This window comes from Aromatoleum evansii (assembly GCF_045689615.1).
GTDB classification, from domain to species: domain Bacteria; phylum Pseudomonadota; class Gammaproteobacteria; order Burkholderiales; family Rhodocyclaceae; genus Aromatoleum; species Aromatoleum evansii.
Genome location: NZ_CP141259.1, coordinates 1,452,559 through 1,470,273, shown reverse-complemented (window position 1 = coordinate 1,470,273; position 17,715 = coordinate 1,452,559). Strand labels below are relative to the sequence as shown.

Genomic DNA, 17,715 nt, shown 5'->3' with positions numbered 1-17,715 from the left:
ATGCACATCATTGCCCTGCGAACACTGCGCGAGTTCTGGGAACGATACCCGCAGGCAGAAGCCCCGCTGCGCGGCTGGTATGCCGAGGCGGTCCGCGCCGACTGGCGGACACCCGCCGACATCAAGGCCGCGCACCGCAACGCGAGCTTTCTGCCGAACAACCGCGTGGTGTTCAACATCAAGGGCAATGATTACCGGCTGGTCGTGGCGGTCCGCTACACCGCCGGTGTGATGTTCGTTCGATTTGTCGGCACGCATGCGGAATACGACCGCATCGACGCCACAAGGATTTAGGAGGCCCGCCATGGAACTGAAACCGATCCGCACCGATGCCGAGCACCGCGAAGCCCTGGCAGAGATCGAACGTCTGTGGGACGCGCCCGAATCCGGCCCCGAAGCGGACCGCCTGGAAGTGCTCGCGCTACTGGTGGAAGCCTACGAGAAGGCCCATCACCCGATCGACGCCCCGGACCCGGTGGCCTTCCTCGAATACGTCATGGACAGCCGCGGACTGACGCGCAAGGATCTAGAGCCCTACATCGGCCCGCGCGGCCGCGTTGCGGACATCATGAACCGGACCCGCCCGCTGACCGTGGCAATGATCCGCCGCCTTTCCGCCGGACTCGGGCTGCCCGCCGATGTGCTGATTCAGCCGTACCCGCTGCGGGAGTCTGTCGCCGCCTGACCGAGCAACGCCGCCGCCTGACGGATCCAGGCAAAGCGGGCCGGCAAGTGCTACCAACACAGTGCCGACCCTGACCACAACGTGAAGGGGACTCACATCATGGCTATCGCCGAATTTACCACCGTGCAGAAAAGACCGACAGACGGGCGTGCAAGGCCTGCGTTGCGTGTCGTTCACATCCACGAGCAGAATACCCGCGAATGCGTGGCGGTCCTCGAAAAGCTACTGGAGAGTGCGCGAGCCGGTCGAATCATCGGACTGAACTGGTCGGCCATTACCGACGATCGAGAAATGATCAGAGGCCGCACCGGGCTTCTGAAACGCAACCATGCCCTAGCATTGCTCCTCGCGTCGCGTATGACGCTTGCACTCACACAAAGCAGTGATGCATAGACCACCGACATCGAATTTCGAGCGGTGCGCGAACGTCCTTCGACCCTGCCCGCAATCCGATCTGCAAAGGAGATCGAATCATGACCACGATCAACGAAACTGAAAGTCACATCACGGCTTCCCGCGCATCGCATATGAACCATGCGCCGATCTACCAGCTGAGCCCGGAGGCGACGGCAGCCGACATCGGGAACCATATCGACCTGCAGTTGGGGCGCGTTCATTCGATGCTCATGGCACTGGCCAATGTTGGCGAAGAGGAACTCACCGAAGACCAGACGAAGGATTGTTTGTACACCTGCATGGATATGGTTGAAGAGGTCAAGGACCTTCGCCGGTTCGCATCCGGCAAGATCCGGTAAAGACTCACGTCGGAGCAATGCCGCCCCTACCTCGACGGAGGGAAGATCCGGGACACCCTGCCCGGCCTGGGGCGGCACCCTCTACCAGGGACGCGGCACAGGTGCGCGAAATGGACGAATTAACGAACGAATTGGGTGTGAAGCTCGACAGCCTCGCATCTTCTTTGGAGCCGTTTTTTGCATCGCAGAATGGGCGCGGGTGGCTAAGGCTCTGTGAGCTGCTCGATGCCGCAACGACGGACCCTGAAATCTTGGGGAGTGAGCCGGCGCGCAACTTCCTTGCCGTGGTTCGTGAGTTGGCGCGGGACGCAATTACGGCCACCACAGAGGAGCAAGCCTTTGCCCCGCTGATAGCTGTAATCGAATCAGGCCGGGCAAGTGCAAAAGCAGATGCCAGCCACGAGGGTCGAAGACTGACTCGAGATTATGCAGAGCGCCTATTCATGGCGAAGCCGGGGGAGTGGGACACCATTGGCGATGCGGCGATGAAGCTTGCGCCCGATGTTATCCTGGAATCTCGCAAGCACTCCCGGCCATTGTCCGCCGGTAACGCGCAAAAAACCCTGTCCGAGTGGTTTAGCGAGCTCATACAGCGCAACCCAGATGCTAGGGCGAAACTGTCCGAGAAATCCCGAGCTGCCATTGACCGTGCAAGAGCCCGCAACCGGTAGCATGCAAGCGGGTACACGTGCATGCTGACGTAGAAGAATTAATAAAATCAATACGTTAGATTGCATTCGCCAACGTTGATTAACCGAGCAATTCCGCCGGAGATCAACGGAGGTTTTCCGACAGGAGAACCCGCGAATGCAAACATCAACGAAGGCCGAGACCGGCCAATCGTACCCCCTCGACACCGACACCTTTGCCGCGCGTAACCAGGTGAAAGGGCAGAGCGTCCGCGCTCGCGTGTGCCGTACGGGCTCATATTTCGGCGTCACTCCGAAGAAGCTCGCCAACGGCCGCCTGGCGTGGCCTGACGTTCAAGTCGCTGTCTGAGCGGAGGACGCCATGACGACGACACCCAGAAACGAAAACCCCCAGCTGGCACTGGGGGGCTTCGGCAACGGCACTGCGACGACACGCGCATTTTCCTTCCCCGATCCGGCGACCGTCAAGGGGGCTGTCCTGGCGGACCTCCTCGCCGGCCGCCGCATTACCCATCTCGATTGCTGGCGGGAGCATGGTTCGAGCCGGCTGGCGCATCACGCGTTCAAGCTGCGGGAGCTCGGCTGGCCGATCAGGACCGACGAAATCCACGTTCCGACGAGCGACGGCCGCAAAGCGATGATCGGCGAATACTCGCTGCCGGCGGAAACGATCCGCGATGCCGGCGTGCGCGGCCAACACTTCATCAAAGCCGCGCGCAGGAGGGCGTGATGGATGGGCCGCGAACGCACGAAAAGCGGCACAGGCGAGCGCTTCCTTGCCTTGCCGCACAAAGTCATGGACTGCCCCGCATTCATCGGACTGAGTTCCCCTGCAACGCGTCTGCTGCTGGATCTGGCGCGACAGTACGCCGGTACGAACAACGGCAAGCTGCTTTGCACGTTGTCCGTGATGCGCAAGCGCGGATGGACGAGCAACGACACGCTGATCCGCGCACGCAGGGAGTTGGAAGCAGCCGGATTCATCCAGCAAACCCGCCTGCCGATGATGCCGCGCCGTGCAGCGTGGTATGGGATCACATGGAGGTCACTGGACTTCGACCCGGTAATGGATCTAAAGCCTTGCGACTTCATGACGCGCGCGTACCTGCTCACCCCCGAGGAAATCAAAACGCGGCACCGTCTCCCGGTGGCATCAAGCGCCGGATAGCACCGTCTCCCGGTGGCATGGATGCCCTGATGCCACCGTCTCCCGGTGCAGTAGAGGCCGAAAACCCCGTTTTGATGCCACCGTCTCCCGGTAGCTATTTAGATGTTGCCATCTGTAGGGACGAATCTGAGGGGAGAACCTGACATGCCCATGACCCAAATCGACGGCCTCGCCTATGAGCTCGACGGCGACTTCATCGACCTGGAACAGGACTGCGGCATCGGGGAAGTCGATCGCATCCGCCTGCATCGCATCCACCTCGCGCACCTCGCCGAACTCGCCGGCCCGCTCTCTGCAGACCAAACGGCAGACCGGACCATCCGCACCCTGCAGCGCCGCCTTCTGACCCTGGCTCGCGAGATTCACGACGTTGCCGAGTGGGTTCGCAGCGGCGCAGACGACGAAACCGACACGTTCCCCGACTTCCTGATGGTCACGGCACTCGACAGGCTCGCACAGGCCTTGATTGATGACCTGCCCGCCTCGAACGACGACCGCCGCCATCAACCGTCGCCCGAAGCACTACCGAAAGCGGGACCGTTGAACAGTCCCGGAATCGGACCCGTTGCCGCGGGAACAGCACCGCAAACGGCAACCCCGGAAACGCAGATGGACCTCCTCGAACCCCTGGAGAACTGAATCATGACCGCACGAACCGCCGAACTGCTGCAGAACCACCTCGCGAGCTGCCGGGAGATTCTGGATCACCTCATTTCGGTCGAACTCGCCGACGACCTCGACGCGCTGCAGGGGCTGTATGCCGGAATGCGGACCGGGGAGGTATCGCTGCAACTGCTCTCCACCTTCGCCCCGGTGCCGTGCGTGCAGGGGATCGTGGTCGATGCGGGCGGCAACAAGCTGGAGCTCTTCCGCATCGTCGTAAGCCCGCCGGTGAAGAGTAATTGACTGTGGATTTGTTCAGTGCCATGATCGCCCCATCGAACACCCGCGATGCCCACGGCCCGCGGGAACTTCGATCCGGAATTCGGCAAGCTTCCACGAGGCGGGCGCGATCCAAGCACTGTTTTCGATAACAGGCATGGACGCGCCCGCTTTGCGTTTGCGTCAGGCCTAGACCGGAGAATCAAGATGAGCGGCAATAGCCTTTTCGAACAACGCGAAATAATCCGTGCGCACGAGCTGGATCTCCGCGCGGAGCTCGCGAAGATGGGGATCCCCTTCGAGTGTGGGGATTCCCGCAGCGACATCGTGAGCCATCGCGCCGACGTGCGGCGCGCGATCAACGCAGTGCGCGACCGTCAGATCGCGCGCATCGACAACTTCAACAACCTCTCGGACAAGGAGAAAGCCGCTTACGAGAGGGATACGAAGGTCATGGACGCCATGCAGGCGCTGATCGAGGTTCACAACATCACTCTCGAGAAACTGGACTTGGCGCCGCCTCCGGGCATGGGTTCGGATTCCTCCTCGCAGGCTTGGAAGCAGAACGACCGGAAGATCCGCGTCCTGAGTCCGAGCGATCGACTGGCAGAGGGGAGTCATGGCCCCGCTAACTTCGGATTCGGCGAGTACGTCCGCGCGATGGCCGTCGGTACCAGCAACCTGGAAATCCGGGCAGCACTCGCGGAAGGAACCGACAGCGCCGGCGGCTACTCCGTCCCGCGCGGCCTCATGGCGCAGCTGATTGACCGCATGCGCGCCAAGACCGTCTGCGTCCAAGCTGGCGCGTTGACGGTTCCGCTCGAAACCAACGTGACGTCGATCGCGCGCCTGGCATCCGATCCTTCGGCGGGATGGCGTGCAGAGAATGCCGCGGTTGCCGAGAGCGACCCGACCTTCGAAGGCGTGACCTTCACTGCGCGCAGCCTGGCCGTGCTGGTCAAGGTCTCGCTGGAGCTGCTGCAGGACTCCGTGAACATCGAAGAAGCCCTGATGACGGCCTTTGCCGGCTCGCTCGCGGGCGAGGTCGATCGTGTGGCCCTGTTCGGCAGCGGCACCGCTCCCGAGCCGCGCGGCATCTTCAACACGACCAACGTCGGCAGCGTCTCGATGGGGGCCAACGGCGCAGCACTGACGAACTACGGGAAGATCCTGGACGTGCTCTACGAACTGGAGGTGGCGAACGCGGCCGCCCCGACGGGCATGGTCATGCATCCGCGCACCTCGCGTGTGCTCAACGGCCTGGCGGATACCACCGGACAGCCCCTGCGCATGCCGGAAGCCCTCGCCGGGATTCCGCGCTTCGTGACCACGGCTACCCCGATCGACCAGACGCAGGGAACCGCGAACAACGCTTCGGCCGCCGTGATGGGCAACTTCCGCGAACTGCTGCTCGGAGTTCGTCAGGAGATGCGCATCGAGGTGCTGCGCGAACGCTTCGCGGAGAACCTGCAATACGGGTTCATCGCTCATCTTCGGATGGATGTGGCCGTCGCGCACCCGCAGAGCTTCTGCAAGCTGATCGGCATCATCCCGTAATCGTCATCCACGCCTGGATGACATCGGCGGCTAAGTCGTGAGTCCCGCCAGCATCTGAAGTAACCGCGACAGCCGGCAGCGGGGGGCCTCCCCGCGTGGCCGGCGCCCACATGGAGGCGATATGCAGGCGAATCAGCAAGAGCAAAAGCGTCAATACGTGCTTGCAGAGTGCAAGCGCCGGGGGATCCGCGTCACCCCAACCGGCAAGACGGCTTTCCGCCTCGTGGGCGCGGGCGTCGACCTGCTTGTCGCCGATCTGGCTTTCGTCGATGCGGCGAGCCTAGCGCCTGCAAAGGGCCGATCGGAATGGGTGTGAAGCTCTCCACCCTGAAGCCGAGGCTGCAGACGATCGGCAGCAGGACGATGAAGACGCTCCCGCGGATCGGTGCAACGCCACGGCAGCGCGGCTCGGGATGGATGAAGCGCCGGGCGTACTGGCTGCGCGAGCACCCGCTGTGCGTCGAGTGCGAGCAGCTCGGGCACGTCACTGCTGCAACGGAGGTGGATCACGTTGTGGCGCTGGCCGACGGCGGCGCTGACGACGACAGCAACCTTCAGTCGCTGTGCGGCGACTGCCACAAGGTGAAGACGGCGCGCGAGAACTCAGCGAGGGGTAGGGGGGGGTAAAAGTCTGCAGCCTGTTAGGCTGGAAACCGCGCTCCCTCCCACGCGCAGAACTTTTCCCCTTTTTGAAATCGAAATCAAATTGCGACCGGATTCAAATAGGGTGAAACGCAAGAGCGGCGCGGGTTTCATCGGTATTTGAATTTCGCTGAAATCAGCAAATGAGCAAGGTTCCGTCGAAGCCGACTGCGGCGAGAGACACGCAAACGAAGCTCACGAGAGAGCTGCAGGCGCGCATCCGTGCCGAGCGCCGTGCACTCGGTCTCAAGCCCCACGAGTGGGCACCCTCCGAGACCGGCGAGCGCAACCCCTATCCGCCTGGCTGCCCCGGATACGCGATGTGGGAGAAGGCGCGACGGCTGCGCGACAAGCTGCGGCAGAGGGCTGAAAGCCGGGAATCGTGATCCGAAGATCCCACTGAGTACCGTCCGATCGCCTGCAAACCGGGGCAGCCGGACGCCGCGCGAACCTCGCCCGCTACGTCGCAACGTTCCTGCCCGACCAGGAGCGGCGCAGATGGCGGCCGGACTGCACCCCGCGCATGCGGAGGAGACCTTCTGCGCCTTGGGCTGGACGGGCGAGCAAGTCCGAACCCTACCCCCGAACCCGGGTCCGTAGAGCCCGGCGAGGCGCGCCAAGTACGGCGCATCTCCACGAGACGCCCGCGTTTGTTGCCCCGGTTTGGCTACACCGTGGCTACACGGACCAAAAAAGCAAAAGGCCAGATCCGAAGATCTGGCCTAAGTGCTTGAATCTATGGTGCCGTTGAAGTGAATCGAACACTCGACCTACTGATTACGAATCAGTTGCTCTACCAACTGAGCTACAACGGCGAAGAGCCGGGAATATACCCCATGGTCCCGGATCGTACAAGTACCCCGAAACGCCAAACAACATGGGGTAAATACGGGGTCGACGACATGGGTATAACCAAAGATATACTGCCATAGTAACATTATGTTACCAATCTCGGACCCGGATCGAGCGCAATGGCGAAGACCCCGCAAATCGGCACCTGCCTGCTGTTTCCCGCAATCCTCGCTGTCGTGCTGAGTTCCGCAACGGCGGCGAGCCTGCACTTCATTCCGGCACTTGCGCCGCACGCTGCCGCCATTGTCCTGATGCTCGGCCTCGTGTACGGCGGGGTCCTCATTACCGCGCGGGCGCTGGCGCTGCGCCGGCTCGGAGGCGATCTGCCGCATGTCGTAGCGCTGCTGAACGGTTTGTCCGGCGGCCGGCTCGCCGAGGCCGCAAATGGCGGCGCATCCGCCGACAGCATCTCGGGACACGCGGCAACCGCTCAGCACACGCTGCGCGGCGTGATCGACGACGTAGCGCGTGACGCGCAGGAACTGGCCGCCAACGTGCGGCGCATGTCCGGACAGACGACCGAGATGGCGCTCACACTGCAGATGCAGGCCAGCACGAACCATGAGGTCGCCACCGCGATCCACGAGATCGACCGCAACATCGCGCTCGTTTCCCAGCTTGCAGCCGACACCGAAGCCGACTCGCGCGACGTCGCCGAGTTGTCACTAAGCGGCGAGCAATTCGTCGGCCGCGCCTCCGAGAAGATGACCCGGATCGTGCAGTCCGTGACGACCTCGGCCGCTCAGATCGAATCGCTGGTCGCGAGCGTGCGCGAGATCGGGGGCATTGCAAGGATCATCGCCGAGATTGCGGACCAGACCAACCTGCTCGCCCTCAACGCCGCCATCGAGGCCGCTCGAGCGGGCGAACAGGGCCGCGGCTTCGCCGTGGTTGCGGACGAGGTGCGCAAGCTCGCCGAGCGCACGGCGACCGCGACCGCCGAGATCACGCGCATGATCGGCACCATCCAGTCCGACACGAGTGCCGCGGTGACCCAGATGGCCGAGATCTCCCCCGAGCTGCAAACCGGCGTCGAAGAAGCGCAGCACGCCGCGGACATGCTGCGTCGGATCAAGAACCAGTCGCACGACGCGCTGAAGAAGATCAGCGAACTCGCCGCCGCGACGGCCAAGGAAAGCTCGGAAGCGAAGGAGATCGTGCAGGGCGTCGCGAACATGATTGCAGCGGCGGAGAAGACCGAAGCGATCATCCGCGAGACCTCCGGCACCGCCGCCAAGCTCGAGACGCATTCGACCAGCCTGCTGCGGCGGCTGGGCTTCTTCACGCACCTCGGCGGCGCGCTGGAGCCCGCGAAAAGCACCGGTCGCGCCGCGGTCGCACCGGTGATGACGTGGAACGGCGCACTGGCGACCGGCCACGCGGACATCGACGCGCAGCACCGCAAGTTGATCGAACTCGCCAACGCCGTGAACGCCGCGATGCAGCGGGGCGATGAACGCAGCGCGATTGGCGCAGTTCTCGACGAACTGGTCCGCTATACCGCGTTCCACTTCGGCTTCGAGGAGGATCTGATGAAGAAGGCGAACTACCCCGACTTCTTCCGCCACCAGCAGCAGCACAAGAAGCTCGTCGAGGACGTGCTCGCGCACAAGGCCCGCTTCGACGCGGGGCATGCGCTGTCGTCCGAGCTGCTGAGCTTCCTGCGCGACTGGCTGGTCAACCACATCATGAAGACCGACAAGGCGCTCGCGCGCGAGCTCAGGCAGGCCGCCTGAAATCCGGTCAGGCCGCTCTCCCGGCGATCGACGGTGCAGTGATCGTCGGAGGCGAGGACACCCAGTAGTCCGGGCTGCCGTAATGGTTCTTCAGATGGTCGATGAACAGGCGCACCCGTAGCGCAAGCCGCTTGCGCTGCGGGAACACCGCGTAGATCCCCATCGTCGGCGTGGCGAACTCGTCGAGCACCGTCACCAGGCGCCCGGCCCGCAGGTCGGCATCCACTTCCCACAGCGAACGCCACGCCAGCCCGTCGCCAGCCAGCGCGCACTGATGCAGCACCGCCCCGTCGTTGCATTCGAGCCGCCCGCTCACCTTCACCGCGATCGTCTCGCCCTTCTCGCCGCAGAATAGCCACCCGCGCTGCTGGCCGAGCGAAAGACAATTGTGCGACGCAAGATCCGGCGGCGCCACGGGCGAGCCGTGACGCGCAAGATAGGCAGGACTGGCGACCACCACACGCCGGTTGTCCGCGAGGCGGATCGACACCAGGCTGGAATCCGGCAGCTCGCCGATGCGGATCGCGCAGTCGATGCTTTCATTCACCAGATCGACGACGCGATCGGTGAGGTCCAGCGTGCAGGACACATCCGCGTTCATCTCCAGGAACTCGCGCAACAGCGGCGCGACGTGCAGCCGACCGAAGCCGGCCGGCGCCGATACCCGGATGTGGCCGCTCGCCTTCACCCCCCCCAGGCTCACGGACGCCTCCGCATTGGCGAGGTCGTTGAGGATGCGCTGGCAATCCTCGAGGAAGGCCGCGCCCTCGAAGGTGAGCGAGATACTGCGCGTCGTGCGCGTCACCAGCTTGACACCCAGGCGCTGCTCCAGCGCATCGAGCCGGCGACCAATCACCGCGGGGGTGACCCCCTCCGCCCGGGCGGCAGCCGAGAGGCTCCCCTTGGTCGCGACACTGACAAAGGTTTCGACCTGCTTGAATGCATCCATTTTATACTTTTAGTAAAAGATCAATTGACCTGACAGGGTATTCAGTCTTATACAAGAGTTCAATACACTTCATCCTCAACGAAGGGTGGAGGAGACGCTACCCCGACGACAGACGCCACCGTGGCCGGCAGCGATGCCGGCCACTCAAGGCGCGAACGACAACACCAGGACCCCCGCATGAAGCCCTCCGAGCGCATCCGCGCAGTCGCCTTCGACGCCTACGGCACGCTCTTCGACGTGTACTCGGTCGGCGCGCTCGCGGAACAGCTCTTTCCCGGCAAGGGAGAGGCGCTCACGGCGCTTTGGCGCCTCAAGCAGATCGAATACTCCTTCCTGCGCACGCTGTCCGCCCGTTACAAGCCCTTCCTCGAGATCACCGAGGACGGCCTCGTGTACTCGGCGAAGAAGCTCGGCCTCGCGCTGAGCGAATCGCAGCGCCGCCAGCTGATGAACCAGTATGCCTGCCTGTCGCCCTTCCCGGAGAACCTCGGCGCGCTGAAGGCGCTGCGCGCGCTCGGCCTGCCTATGGCCGTGCTGTCGAACGGCACGCCGCAGATGCTCGACGTGGCGATCAAGAGCGCCGGCATGACCGGGCTGTTCGACCACGTGCTCTCCGTCGACGCCGTGCATCAGTACAAGACCGCCGACGCCGCCTACCAGCTCGGCCCCGACGCCTTCGGTGTGCCGGCGAAGGAGATCCTCTTCGTGTCCTCGAACGGCTGGGACGCCGCCGGCGCGACCTGGTTCGGCTACACCACCTTCTGGATCAACCGCGCACAGCTGCCGATCGAAGAACTCGGCGTGGCGCCCACCGCAGTCGGCCAGCGCCTGACCGACATCGTCGAATTCGTGCAGGCGCGCTGCGCGCCCGCTGCCCGCCCATGACCGCCAGCGAGATCCTCATCATCGGACTGGCCGCCGCAATGGCAGGGGCGATGAATTCGGTCGCCGGCGGCGGCACCTTCTTCTCTTTCCCCGCCCTGCTCGCCGTCGGTGTGCCGCCGGTGGTGGCCAACGCCAGCAACGCGGTCGCGCTGTGGCCCGCCAGCCTCTCCAGCGCCTGGGCCTACCGCAAGGAGCTCGCGCGCTTCCGCAAGGGCCTCGCCGCGCTGTCACTCGTCGCCCTCGTCGGCGGTATCGGCGGCGGCCTGCTGCTGCTGTCGACCAAGGACGATACCTTCTCGATGCTGATCCCGTGGCTGCTGCTCGTCGCGACCGTGATGTTCGCCGGCAGCGGCCAGATCTCGGCGCTTCTCGCCCGCCTGCGCCAACGCGCCGACGAGGGCCCCTCCCACGGCACCGCGGGCGGCCTGCTGTTCCAGCTCGGCGTATCCATCTACGGCGGCTTCTTCGGCGCCGGCATGGGCATCGTGATGATCGCCGCGCTCGCCATCCAGGGACATCGCGACATCCACGACATCAACGCGCTGAAGAACTGGCTGTCCGCCATCATCTACAGCGTCGCGGTGGTCACCTTCGTCGTCGCCGGCGCAGTCAGCTGGCCGCACACGCTGGTCATGATCGTCACTGCCGCCATCGGCGGCTATTGGGGGGCGGTCGGTGCCCGCAAGGTGCCGGCCGTGTGGTTGAGGCGTTTCATCATCGGGGTGGGCAGCGTCCTCACCACCTACTATTTCTATAAAACCTATCTCATCTGAAGAGCGAGGAATCATGAGCACGAGAATCCAATGCCACCAGCTGCAGGTCGACGCCGAACTGCACCGCTTCATCGAAACCGAGGCCCTGCCCGGCACCGGCGTCGACGCCGGCGCGTTCTGGAAAGGTTTCAGCGAGCTCGCCAATGAACTCGCACCGAAGAACCGCGCACTGCTCGCCGAACGCGACCGCCTGCAGACCGAGCTCGACACCTGGCACCGCGCCCACCCCGGTCCGATCCAGGACATGTCGGCCTACCGCGCCTTCCTCGAGAAGATCGGCTACCTGCAGCCGGTGCCCGCGCCGTTCAAGGTCACCACCGCCAACGTCGATATCGAGATCCGCGAACAGTGCGGCCCGCAGCTGGTCGTGCCGATCATGAACGCCCGCTACGCGCTGAACGCCGCCAACGCGCGCTGGGGCAGCCTGTACGATGCCCTCTACGGCACCGACGCGATCCCCTCGGACGGCGGCGCCGAAGCCGGCTCGACCTACAACCCGGTGCGCGGCGCGCGCGTCATCGCCTTCGCGCGTGACGTGCTGAACCAGGCCGCCCCGCTCGCCCAGGGCGACCACACCAAGGCCACGGGCTACGCCGTCGAAGGCGGCAAGCTCGTCGTCACGCTCCAGGACGGCACCAAGACCGGCCTCGCCGACACCTCGAAATTCGCCGGCTTCCAGGGCGACGCCGCCGCACCGAAGGCCGTGCTGGTGAAGAACAACGGCCTGCACCTCGAGATCCAGTTCGACCGCAACCACCCGATCGGCAAGACCGACGCGGCCGGCATCAAGGACGTGCTCGTCGAAGCCGCGATCTCGACCATCATGGACTGCGAAGACTCGGTCGCCGCGGTCGATGCCGAGGACAAGGTCCTCGCCTACCGCAACTGGCTGGGCCTGATCACCGGCACCCTGGTCGAGAGCTTCGAAAAGGGCGGCAAGACGGTCGAGCGCCGCATGAACGCGGACCGCGAATACACGGCGCCCAACGGCGGCACGCTGCGCCTGCACGGCCGCTCGCTGCTCTTCATCCGCAACGTCGGCCACCTGATGACCAACCCGGCGATCCTGCTTGCTGACGGCGCGGAAATCCCGGAAGGCATCATGGACGGCGTCGTCACCGCGCTGATCTCGCTTCGCGACCTGAAGCTGAAGAACAACTCGCGCACCGGCAGCATGTACATCGTCAAGCCGAAGATGCACGGACCGGCCGAAGTCGCCTTCACCAACGAGCTCTTCGGTCGCGTCGAGCAGCTGCTGGGCCTGCCCGCCAGCACGATGAAGGTCGGCATCATGGACGAGGAGCGCCGCACCTCGGTGAACCTCGCCGCCTGCATCAAGTCCGCCGAGTCGCGCGTCGCCTTCATCAACACCGGCTTCCTCGACCGCACCGGCGACGAGATGCACACCGCAATGGAAGCGGGCCCGATGATCCGCAAGGGCGACATGAAGAGCTCCGCGTGGATCCAGGCCTACGAGCGCCAGAACGTGCTGGTGGGCCTCGATTGCGGCCTGCGCGGCAAGGCGCAGATCGGCAAGGGCATGTGGGCGATGCCGGACCTGATGGCCGAGATGCTGAAGCAGAAGATCGGCCACCCGAAGGCCGGCGCGACGACCGCGTGGGTGCCGTCGCCGACCGGCGCGACCCTGCACGCGCTGCACTACCATCAGGTCGACGTCCAGGCCGTGCAGCAGGAGATGGAGAAGATCAGCCTCGCCGCCGAGCGCGAAACCCTCCTCAACAACCTGCTGACCGTGCCGGTCGCGGCCACCGCGAACTGGAGCGCCACCGAGATCCAGCAGGAACTCGACAACAACGCGCAGGGCATCCTCGGCTACGTCGTGCGCTGGGTCGACCAGGGCGTGGGCTGCTCCAAGGTGCCGGACATCAACAACATCGGCCTGATGGAAGACCGCGCGACGCTGCGCATCTCCAGCCAGCACATCGCCAACTGGCTGCGCCACGGCGTCACAAACGAGGCGCAGGTCACGGAAACCCTGAAGCGCATGGCCGCGGTGGTCGACCAGCAGAACGCGGGCGACCCGCTGTACCAGCCGATGGCTGCGGACTTCGACAAGTCGGTCGCCTTCCAGGCCGCCAAGGACCTGATCTTCAAGGGCTGCGCCCAGCCCAGCGGCTACACCGAGCCGCTGCTGCACAAGTGGCGCCAAGTGAAGAAGGCGCAGGGCTGAGTCGCCTCGCGGAGGCCGGACCTCGCGTCCGGCCGGCAGGCGCACGGACGGCACCGCACATGCGGTGCCGTTTTTCTTCAGCCTCCGCGTGTCAGCCCTCGGTCGGCAACATCAGCCCTTCAACGCGCTGCGCGACGTCGGCGGGAAATGGCCGCGAACGTCGTGTGGCCGGATCCAGGCACACGGCAGTGAATTCGCATACGGCCGACAGCTCGCCGTTTTCCACGCTCACCAGCTCGTGGCGAAACCGGATGACCTTTTCGCGCATCTCCACCACCCCCGTGCGCACGAACACGGTATCGCCCGGGTATAGCTCGCTCATGTAGCTGACGTTCTGCTGCACCGCCGCCAGCTTGAGCTCACCACTGCGCAGCCTCGACGGCCCCAGCCCGACCATGCCGTAGAACTGCCAGCAGGCCGCATCGAAGAGGTCCAGGTAGGCACGCACGTTGATGTGCCCCATGTGGTCCCGCTGCCACTCGTACACCGTGCCGCGCGCCGTCTCCACCATCGCCATGCCCGTCTCCTGGTTCGCCCCGATTGTTTGAACTCGAACGATAGCCTCCGACGCCGCGCAAGGGCAATCCCCGCATCCCGAGCACTCGCTCCGGTAGAATTCGCTGCACTGCACAATCCAGACCACCGACATGGACATCATCACCGACATCATCCTGCGCGCCGGGCGCTCCGCGGTCGAACTCTCGCTGTTCGTGCTCCTCCCGGTGATGGTCGTCATGCTGTCGCTGATGCGCCTGCTCGAAGCAAGGGGCGTCCTGGACCGTGTCGTCCATGTGCTCGCGCCCGCGCTGCGCCCCGCCGGCCTGACCGGGCTGGGCGTCTTTGCCGCACTGCAGATCAATTTCGTCAGCTTCGCCGCACCGATCGCGACACTGACGATGATGGAGGGCCGAGGCGCCTCCAACCGCCATCTCGCTGCGACCCTCGCAATGGTGATGGCGATGGCGCAGGCCAACGCCGTCTTTCCGATGATCGCGATGGGACTCGACTTCGGGCTGACCCTCGCGCTGTCCGTGGTCGGCGGCCTCGTCGCCGCTGCCGTCACCTACCACGGCTTCGCACGCGGGCTGTCGGCCGTCGAAGGGCAAGTCGACGAGACCCTGCACCATCGCGTCGCCGAAGACGCCAAGGGGGTGCTCGATGTCATCAACCGTGCAGGAGCGGAAGCCTTCAAGATCGCGGTGGGGGCGATCCCCATGCTCGTACTTGCGCTCGTCGCGGTGCTGGCACTGCGTTCGAGCGGCGCCGTAGACCTGCTCACGCGCTTACTCGCCCCGGTGATGACCGCCGTGTCGATCGACCCTGCGTTGATCCTGCCAACGCTGACCAAGTACATCGGGGGCGGCACCGCCATGATGGGCGTGATGGACGAGATGCTGCGGGAAGGCTCAACCAGCGTGGGAATGCTCAACCGCAGCGCCGGCTTCCTGATCCACCCGCTGGACGTGCCAGGCGTTGCGGTGCTGATCTCGGCCGGCCGGCGCGTCGCCAGCGTGTGGAAACCGGCGGCGCTTGGCGCGGCGGTGGGCATCCTCGCACGCACCGCCGGTCACGCCCTGCTCGCCTGAAGCGGCCTCAGAACTCCAGCGTCAGGCTCACCCAGGCACGCGGGTCGAGGAATTGCGGCTCGGCGAAGTCCGGGTCGTGGCGATCCGCACCGCGCCGCCTGAATTCCGCACGGCGCCCTTCGATGCCCTGAGCAACCAGCGCAAGCTCGCCACGCGTCGGCCCCGCACGGAAGGGATAGCCCAGCCGCACATCGGTACGCTCGTACGCGTCGACCGAGGTGTGCGTCGTCCACTGGAAACGCCCATAGCGGAAATGGGCAAGCGACATTTCCATGCCCGCCGGCAACGCCTGGGTCCAGCGCAGCATCGTGATGTGGTCGGGCACCGAATGCTCCATATGGCGCTCGGCATCCCGCGCGAGACCGCGATTGACCGCCACCAGATGGGAATTGGCATGGGCCGTGATCGTCGCGAAGGACTGGTTGAGGGTGAACTCGCTGCCCTGGCGCGGACGCCAGCGGACCTGGTATTCCGCACCGCGGATGTCGACATCCTGCCCGTTCATGTAGTCCTTGTAATCCCCGCAACTCCTGGGCCTTTCCAGGAGACTGAGCACCTCGCACTGCGGCGGCGCAAGCCTGAGCGCAACGGGCAGGATCCGCCCCCGGACCTCCTCCTGGAACACGCGCACATCGACGAACACCCCCTGTTCGCGGAAATCGCCCAGGTAACCGATCTCGGCCACATCGATGCGCTCCTTGTGGACGTCCCCGCTCGCATTGCGATCAATCTCCAGCGGAATCACGCCGAAGGGCGGCCCCACATCCAGGGCACCGTAGAACTCGCGCGATTTCGCCTCCGTCAGCGAGGGAATGCGATGCGCACGCGACAACCCGGCACGCAGCGTCTGCCGCGGCGAAAGGTGGTAATTCACCGCCAGGCGCGGCGCGAGCGAGGTATCGGAGAGGGAGTCGTTCTCCCAGGTCAGCCCGAGATTGGTTGTCCACGCCTCGGAAGGACGCCACTCGAAATTTCCGAACAGACGATGCACGCTCTGCCGCACCGCGTCACCGCCACGGCCGTAGAACTGCTCCCCCCGCACCGCGTCATGGCGCGTGCCCACACCCCAAACGAGGCGCGTCTCGGGCGACGGAACCGCCGTATGCTGGAACTCCAGCTCGTCGCGCGTCGTGGTCGTGTGATAGTCGATCAACAGGCTCAACCCGGAATCCCGCGCGAGGAATGCGTCGTCGTACACCTCGTTCGAACGCGTGTAGCGCAGGGACACGGAGCCACCGTCGATGAGATTGCGCGTCCAGCCGAGCGAGAGAAATTCCTTGAGCGCCTTCTGCTCGCGAGGAGGGTTCGTGACGGCACCGACCTCCCCCGCGCGCAGAGCCATCTCGACGTTGCCAGCCTGGACCTGCAGCTCGTCCGCGGCACCGAGCGGAATATCGGCGCGCATATTCACCCGCCGGTTCTTGCGACGGTCATCGAAATGCTTGACCCCGTTGTCACGGGTAGTCTCTGCACTCAGACGCAGCGCAGCCTCGCCGATGCGCATGCCGACCCGCGCATGTCGGTCCGCAATCCCGTCGTTGCCCTGACCGACACGCACACGCACCCCCTGGGTATCGCGCGGCTCCCGGGTCACGACATTCACGACACCGAGAAACGCATTCGAACCATAGGCTGCCGAATTCGAGCCACGAATCACCTCGATGCGCTCGATCTCGTCGAGCGACACGTCGATCAGGTTCCACGCCACGCCGCCGAAGAACAGCGGGCTGTACTGCGAGCGCCCGTCGATCAGGATCTGCAACCCGCGCGGATTCTCGTCGGTCACGCCGTGATAGACGGCATTCGGCGCGCCGTTGAAGGAATGCGCGACCAGGAAGCCCGGCACCAGCCGCAGCAGATCCGCGAGATCGCGAGCCCCCGAGGTGCGTATCGTGTCGGCATCGATCACGGTCACCGAACCCGGCGCATCGCGCAAGGGCTGCGCGAGGCGCGATACCGACAGCACGACCGGCAACTCGTCGAAGAAAGGGTCCTCGACCACCCGGGCGAGCGGACCGATTTCCTCCGCCCCCGAGGCGGAGCCGGCGAGCGCTGCCATCAGGACCACCGAAGCGTTCCTTACCCCCATCTTTCCCCCTTCCGCTCCCAAACGGCAATGATTCGTCGCCGCCGCCTGCCGCAATGCAACACAATCCTGCCTCCGCGAAGCGATTCCGCCTCATGCGCGGCGCTGCGGCGCTCTCCCGTTCGCGATTGCTCGCGAAGCACCGCATTCGTCATTGAACCAGAAATTCCGCTTGCCGCCATGCATCATTTCCCTTTACGGGCATATTCGTCACCTCGGCGATTGCGTCGGGACGCCGGCACGATCTCCTCATGCATCTCCCGGCACACTGCGGGGCACGCACCCTTACGTCGCGGTAGCGCCTGACACTAGAATGAC

Annotated in this window: 22 protein-coding genes and 1 tRNA gene; 19 read left to right on the top strand and 4 right to left on the bottom strand. The window is 64.8% G+C overall.

Going from position 1 to position 17,715, the window contains the following annotated elements; translation table 11 throughout:
* The 14 genes from U5817_RS06760 (at position 1) to U5817_RS06695 (ending at position 6,725) form a co-directional block, all read left to right on the top strand.
* A complete protein-coding gene (locus tag U5817_RS06760; RefSeq protein WP_407280131.1) occupies positions 1–294 on the top strand; it encodes a type II toxin-antitoxin system HigB family toxin in 294 nt (97 codons plus the stop codon).
* Positions 295–304: 10 nt separating this feature from the next.
* A complete protein-coding gene (locus U5817_RS06755; protein WP_407280130.1) occupies positions 305–685 on the top strand; it encodes a type II toxin-antitoxin system HigA family antitoxin in 381 nt (126 codons plus the stop codon).
* A gap of 99 nt (positions 686–784) precedes the next feature.
* Positions 785–1,078 (top strand): hypothetical protein, encoded by a 294-nt coding sequence (locus tag U5817_RS06750; RefSeq protein WP_407280129.1) that lies wholly within the window; start codon positions 785–787, stop codon positions 1,076–1,078.
* 80 nt (positions 1,079–1,158) lie between these two features.
* Positions 1,159–1,440, top strand: a complete 282-nt coding sequence (locus U5817_RS06745; RefSeq protein ID WP_407280128.1) for a hypothetical protein — start codon at positions 1,159–1,161, stop codon at positions 1,438–1,440.
* Between the two features lie 110 nt (positions 1,441–1,550).
* Positions 1,551–2,111 (top strand): hypothetical protein, encoded by a 561-nt coding sequence (locus tag U5817_RS06740; protein WP_407280127.1) that lies wholly within the window; start codon positions 1,551–1,553, stop codon positions 2,109–2,111.
* Positions 2,112–2,247: 136 nt separating this feature from the next.
* Entirely contained in the window at positions 2,248–2,439 is a 192-nt protein-coding gene (locus U5817_RS06735) for a hypothetical protein (protein WP_407280126.1), read from the top strand.
* A 12-nt stretch (positions 2,440–2,451) separates the two neighbouring features.
* A complete protein-coding gene (locus U5817_RS06730) occupies positions 2,452–2,820 on the top strand; it encodes a helix-turn-helix domain-containing protein (protein WP_407280125.1) in 369 nt (122 codons plus the stop codon).
* A gap of 3 nt (positions 2,821–2,823) precedes the next feature.
* A complete protein-coding gene (locus U5817_RS06725; RefSeq protein ID WP_407280124.1) occupies positions 2,824–3,258 on the top strand; it encodes a hypothetical protein in 435 nt (144 codons plus the stop codon).
* A 144-nt stretch (positions 3,259–3,402) separates the two neighbouring features.
* Positions 3,403–3,897: a hypothetical protein gene (locus U5817_RS06720; RefSeq protein WP_407280123.1), complete on the top strand. Its 495-nt coding sequence runs from the start codon at positions 3,403–3,405 to the stop codon at positions 3,895–3,897.
* Between the two features lie 3 nt (positions 3,898–3,900).
* Positions 3,901–4,164, top strand: coding sequence for a hypothetical protein (locus tag U5817_RS06715; protein ID WP_407280122.1), 264 nt, complete (start codon positions 3,901–3,903; stop codon positions 4,162–4,164).
* Between the two features lie 183 nt (positions 4,165–4,347).
* Positions 4,348–5,697, top strand: coding sequence for a phage major capsid protein (locus U5817_RS06710; protein WP_407280120.1), 1,350 nt, complete (start codon positions 4,348–4,350; stop codon positions 5,695–5,697).
* 121 nt (positions 5,698–5,818) lie between these two features.
* Positions 5,819–6,013 (top strand): hypothetical protein, encoded by a 195-nt coding sequence (locus tag U5817_RS06705; protein WP_407280119.1) that lies wholly within the window; start codon positions 5,819–5,821, stop codon positions 6,011–6,013.
* Positions 6,010–6,324, top strand: coding sequence for an HNH endonuclease (locus U5817_RS06700; RefSeq protein ID WP_407280118.1), 315 nt, complete (start codon positions 6,010–6,012; stop codon positions 6,322–6,324). The genes U5817_RS06705 and U5817_RS06700 overlap by 4 nt, the downstream gene beginning before the upstream one ends.
* 158 nt (positions 6,325–6,482) lie before the next feature.
* Positions 6,483–6,725: a hypothetical protein gene (locus tag U5817_RS06695; RefSeq protein WP_407280117.1), complete on the top strand. Its 243-nt coding sequence runs from the start codon at positions 6,483–6,485 to the stop codon at positions 6,723–6,725.
* A 353-nt stretch (positions 6,726–7,078) separates the two neighbouring features.
* Here U5817_RS06695 and U5817_RS06690 read toward each other — a convergent pair.
* A tRNA-Thr gene (locus tag U5817_RS06690) sits at positions 7,079–7,154 on the bottom strand.
* A 156-nt stretch (positions 7,155–7,310) separates the two neighbouring features.
* Between U5817_RS06690 and U5817_RS06685 the strand changes: the two genes are divergently transcribed.
* Entirely contained in the window at positions 7,311–8,927 is a 1,617-nt protein-coding gene (locus U5817_RS06685; RefSeq protein WP_407280116.1) for a bacteriohemerythrin, read from the top strand.
* 7 nt (positions 8,928–8,934) lie between these two features.
* Here U5817_RS06685 and U5817_RS06680 read toward each other — a convergent pair whose 3' ends face one another.
* Entirely contained in the window at positions 8,935–9,876 is a 942-nt protein-coding gene (locus U5817_RS06680) for a LysR family transcriptional regulator (RefSeq protein ID WP_169128834.1), read from the bottom strand.
* 177 nt (positions 9,877–10,053) lie between these two features.
* On the opposite strand from U5817_RS06680, the gene U5817_RS06675 reads away from it, so the two are divergent.
* The 3 genes from U5817_RS06675 to U5817_RS06665 are packed head-to-tail and all read left to right on the top strand — an operon-like array spanning position 10,054 to position 13,725.
* The gene (locus tag U5817_RS06675) at positions 10,054–10,761 is read left to right on the top strand and encodes a haloacid dehalogenase type II (protein ID WP_407280115.1); all 708 of its coding nucleotides are present in this window, start codon (positions 10,054–10,056) and stop codon (positions 10,759–10,761) included.
* Positions 10,758–11,534: a sulfite exporter TauE/SafE family protein gene (locus U5817_RS06670; protein WP_407280114.1), complete on the top strand. Its 777-nt coding sequence runs from the start codon at positions 10,758–10,760 to the stop codon at positions 11,532–11,534. Before U5817_RS06675 ends, U5817_RS06670 begins: the two co-directional genes overlap by 4 nt.
* 13 nt (positions 11,535–11,547) lie before the next feature.
* On the top strand, positions 11,548–13,725 hold the full coding sequence (locus tag U5817_RS06665; protein ID WP_407280113.1) for a malate synthase G: 2,178 nt from the start codon (positions 11,548–11,550) through the stop codon (positions 13,723–13,725).
* A gap of 91 nt (positions 13,726–13,816) precedes the next feature.
* Here U5817_RS06665 and U5817_RS06660 read toward each other — a convergent pair whose 3' ends face one another.
* On the bottom strand, positions 13,817–14,242 hold the full coding sequence (locus U5817_RS06660; RefSeq protein WP_407280112.1) for an acyl-CoA thioesterase: 426 nt from the start codon (positions 14,240–14,242) through the stop codon (positions 13,817–13,819).
* Positions 14,243–14,372: 130 nt separating this feature from the next.
* On the opposite strand from U5817_RS06660, the gene U5817_RS06655 reads away from it, so the two are divergent.
* On the top strand, positions 14,373–15,311 hold the full coding sequence (locus U5817_RS06655; RefSeq protein WP_169128844.1) for a nucleoside recognition domain-containing protein: 939 nt from the start codon (positions 14,373–14,375) through the stop codon (positions 15,309–15,311).
* Between the two features lie 7 nt (positions 15,312–15,318).
* On the opposite strand, the gene U5817_RS06650 is transcribed toward U5817_RS06655, so the two are convergent.
* The gene (locus tag U5817_RS06650) at positions 15,319–17,370 is read right to left on the bottom strand and encodes a TonB-dependent receptor plug domain-containing protein (RefSeq protein WP_407281029.1); all 2,052 of its coding nucleotides are present in this window, start codon (positions 17,368–17,370) and stop codon (positions 15,319–15,321) included.
* Between the last annotated feature and the right edge of the window lie 345 nt (positions 17,371–17,715).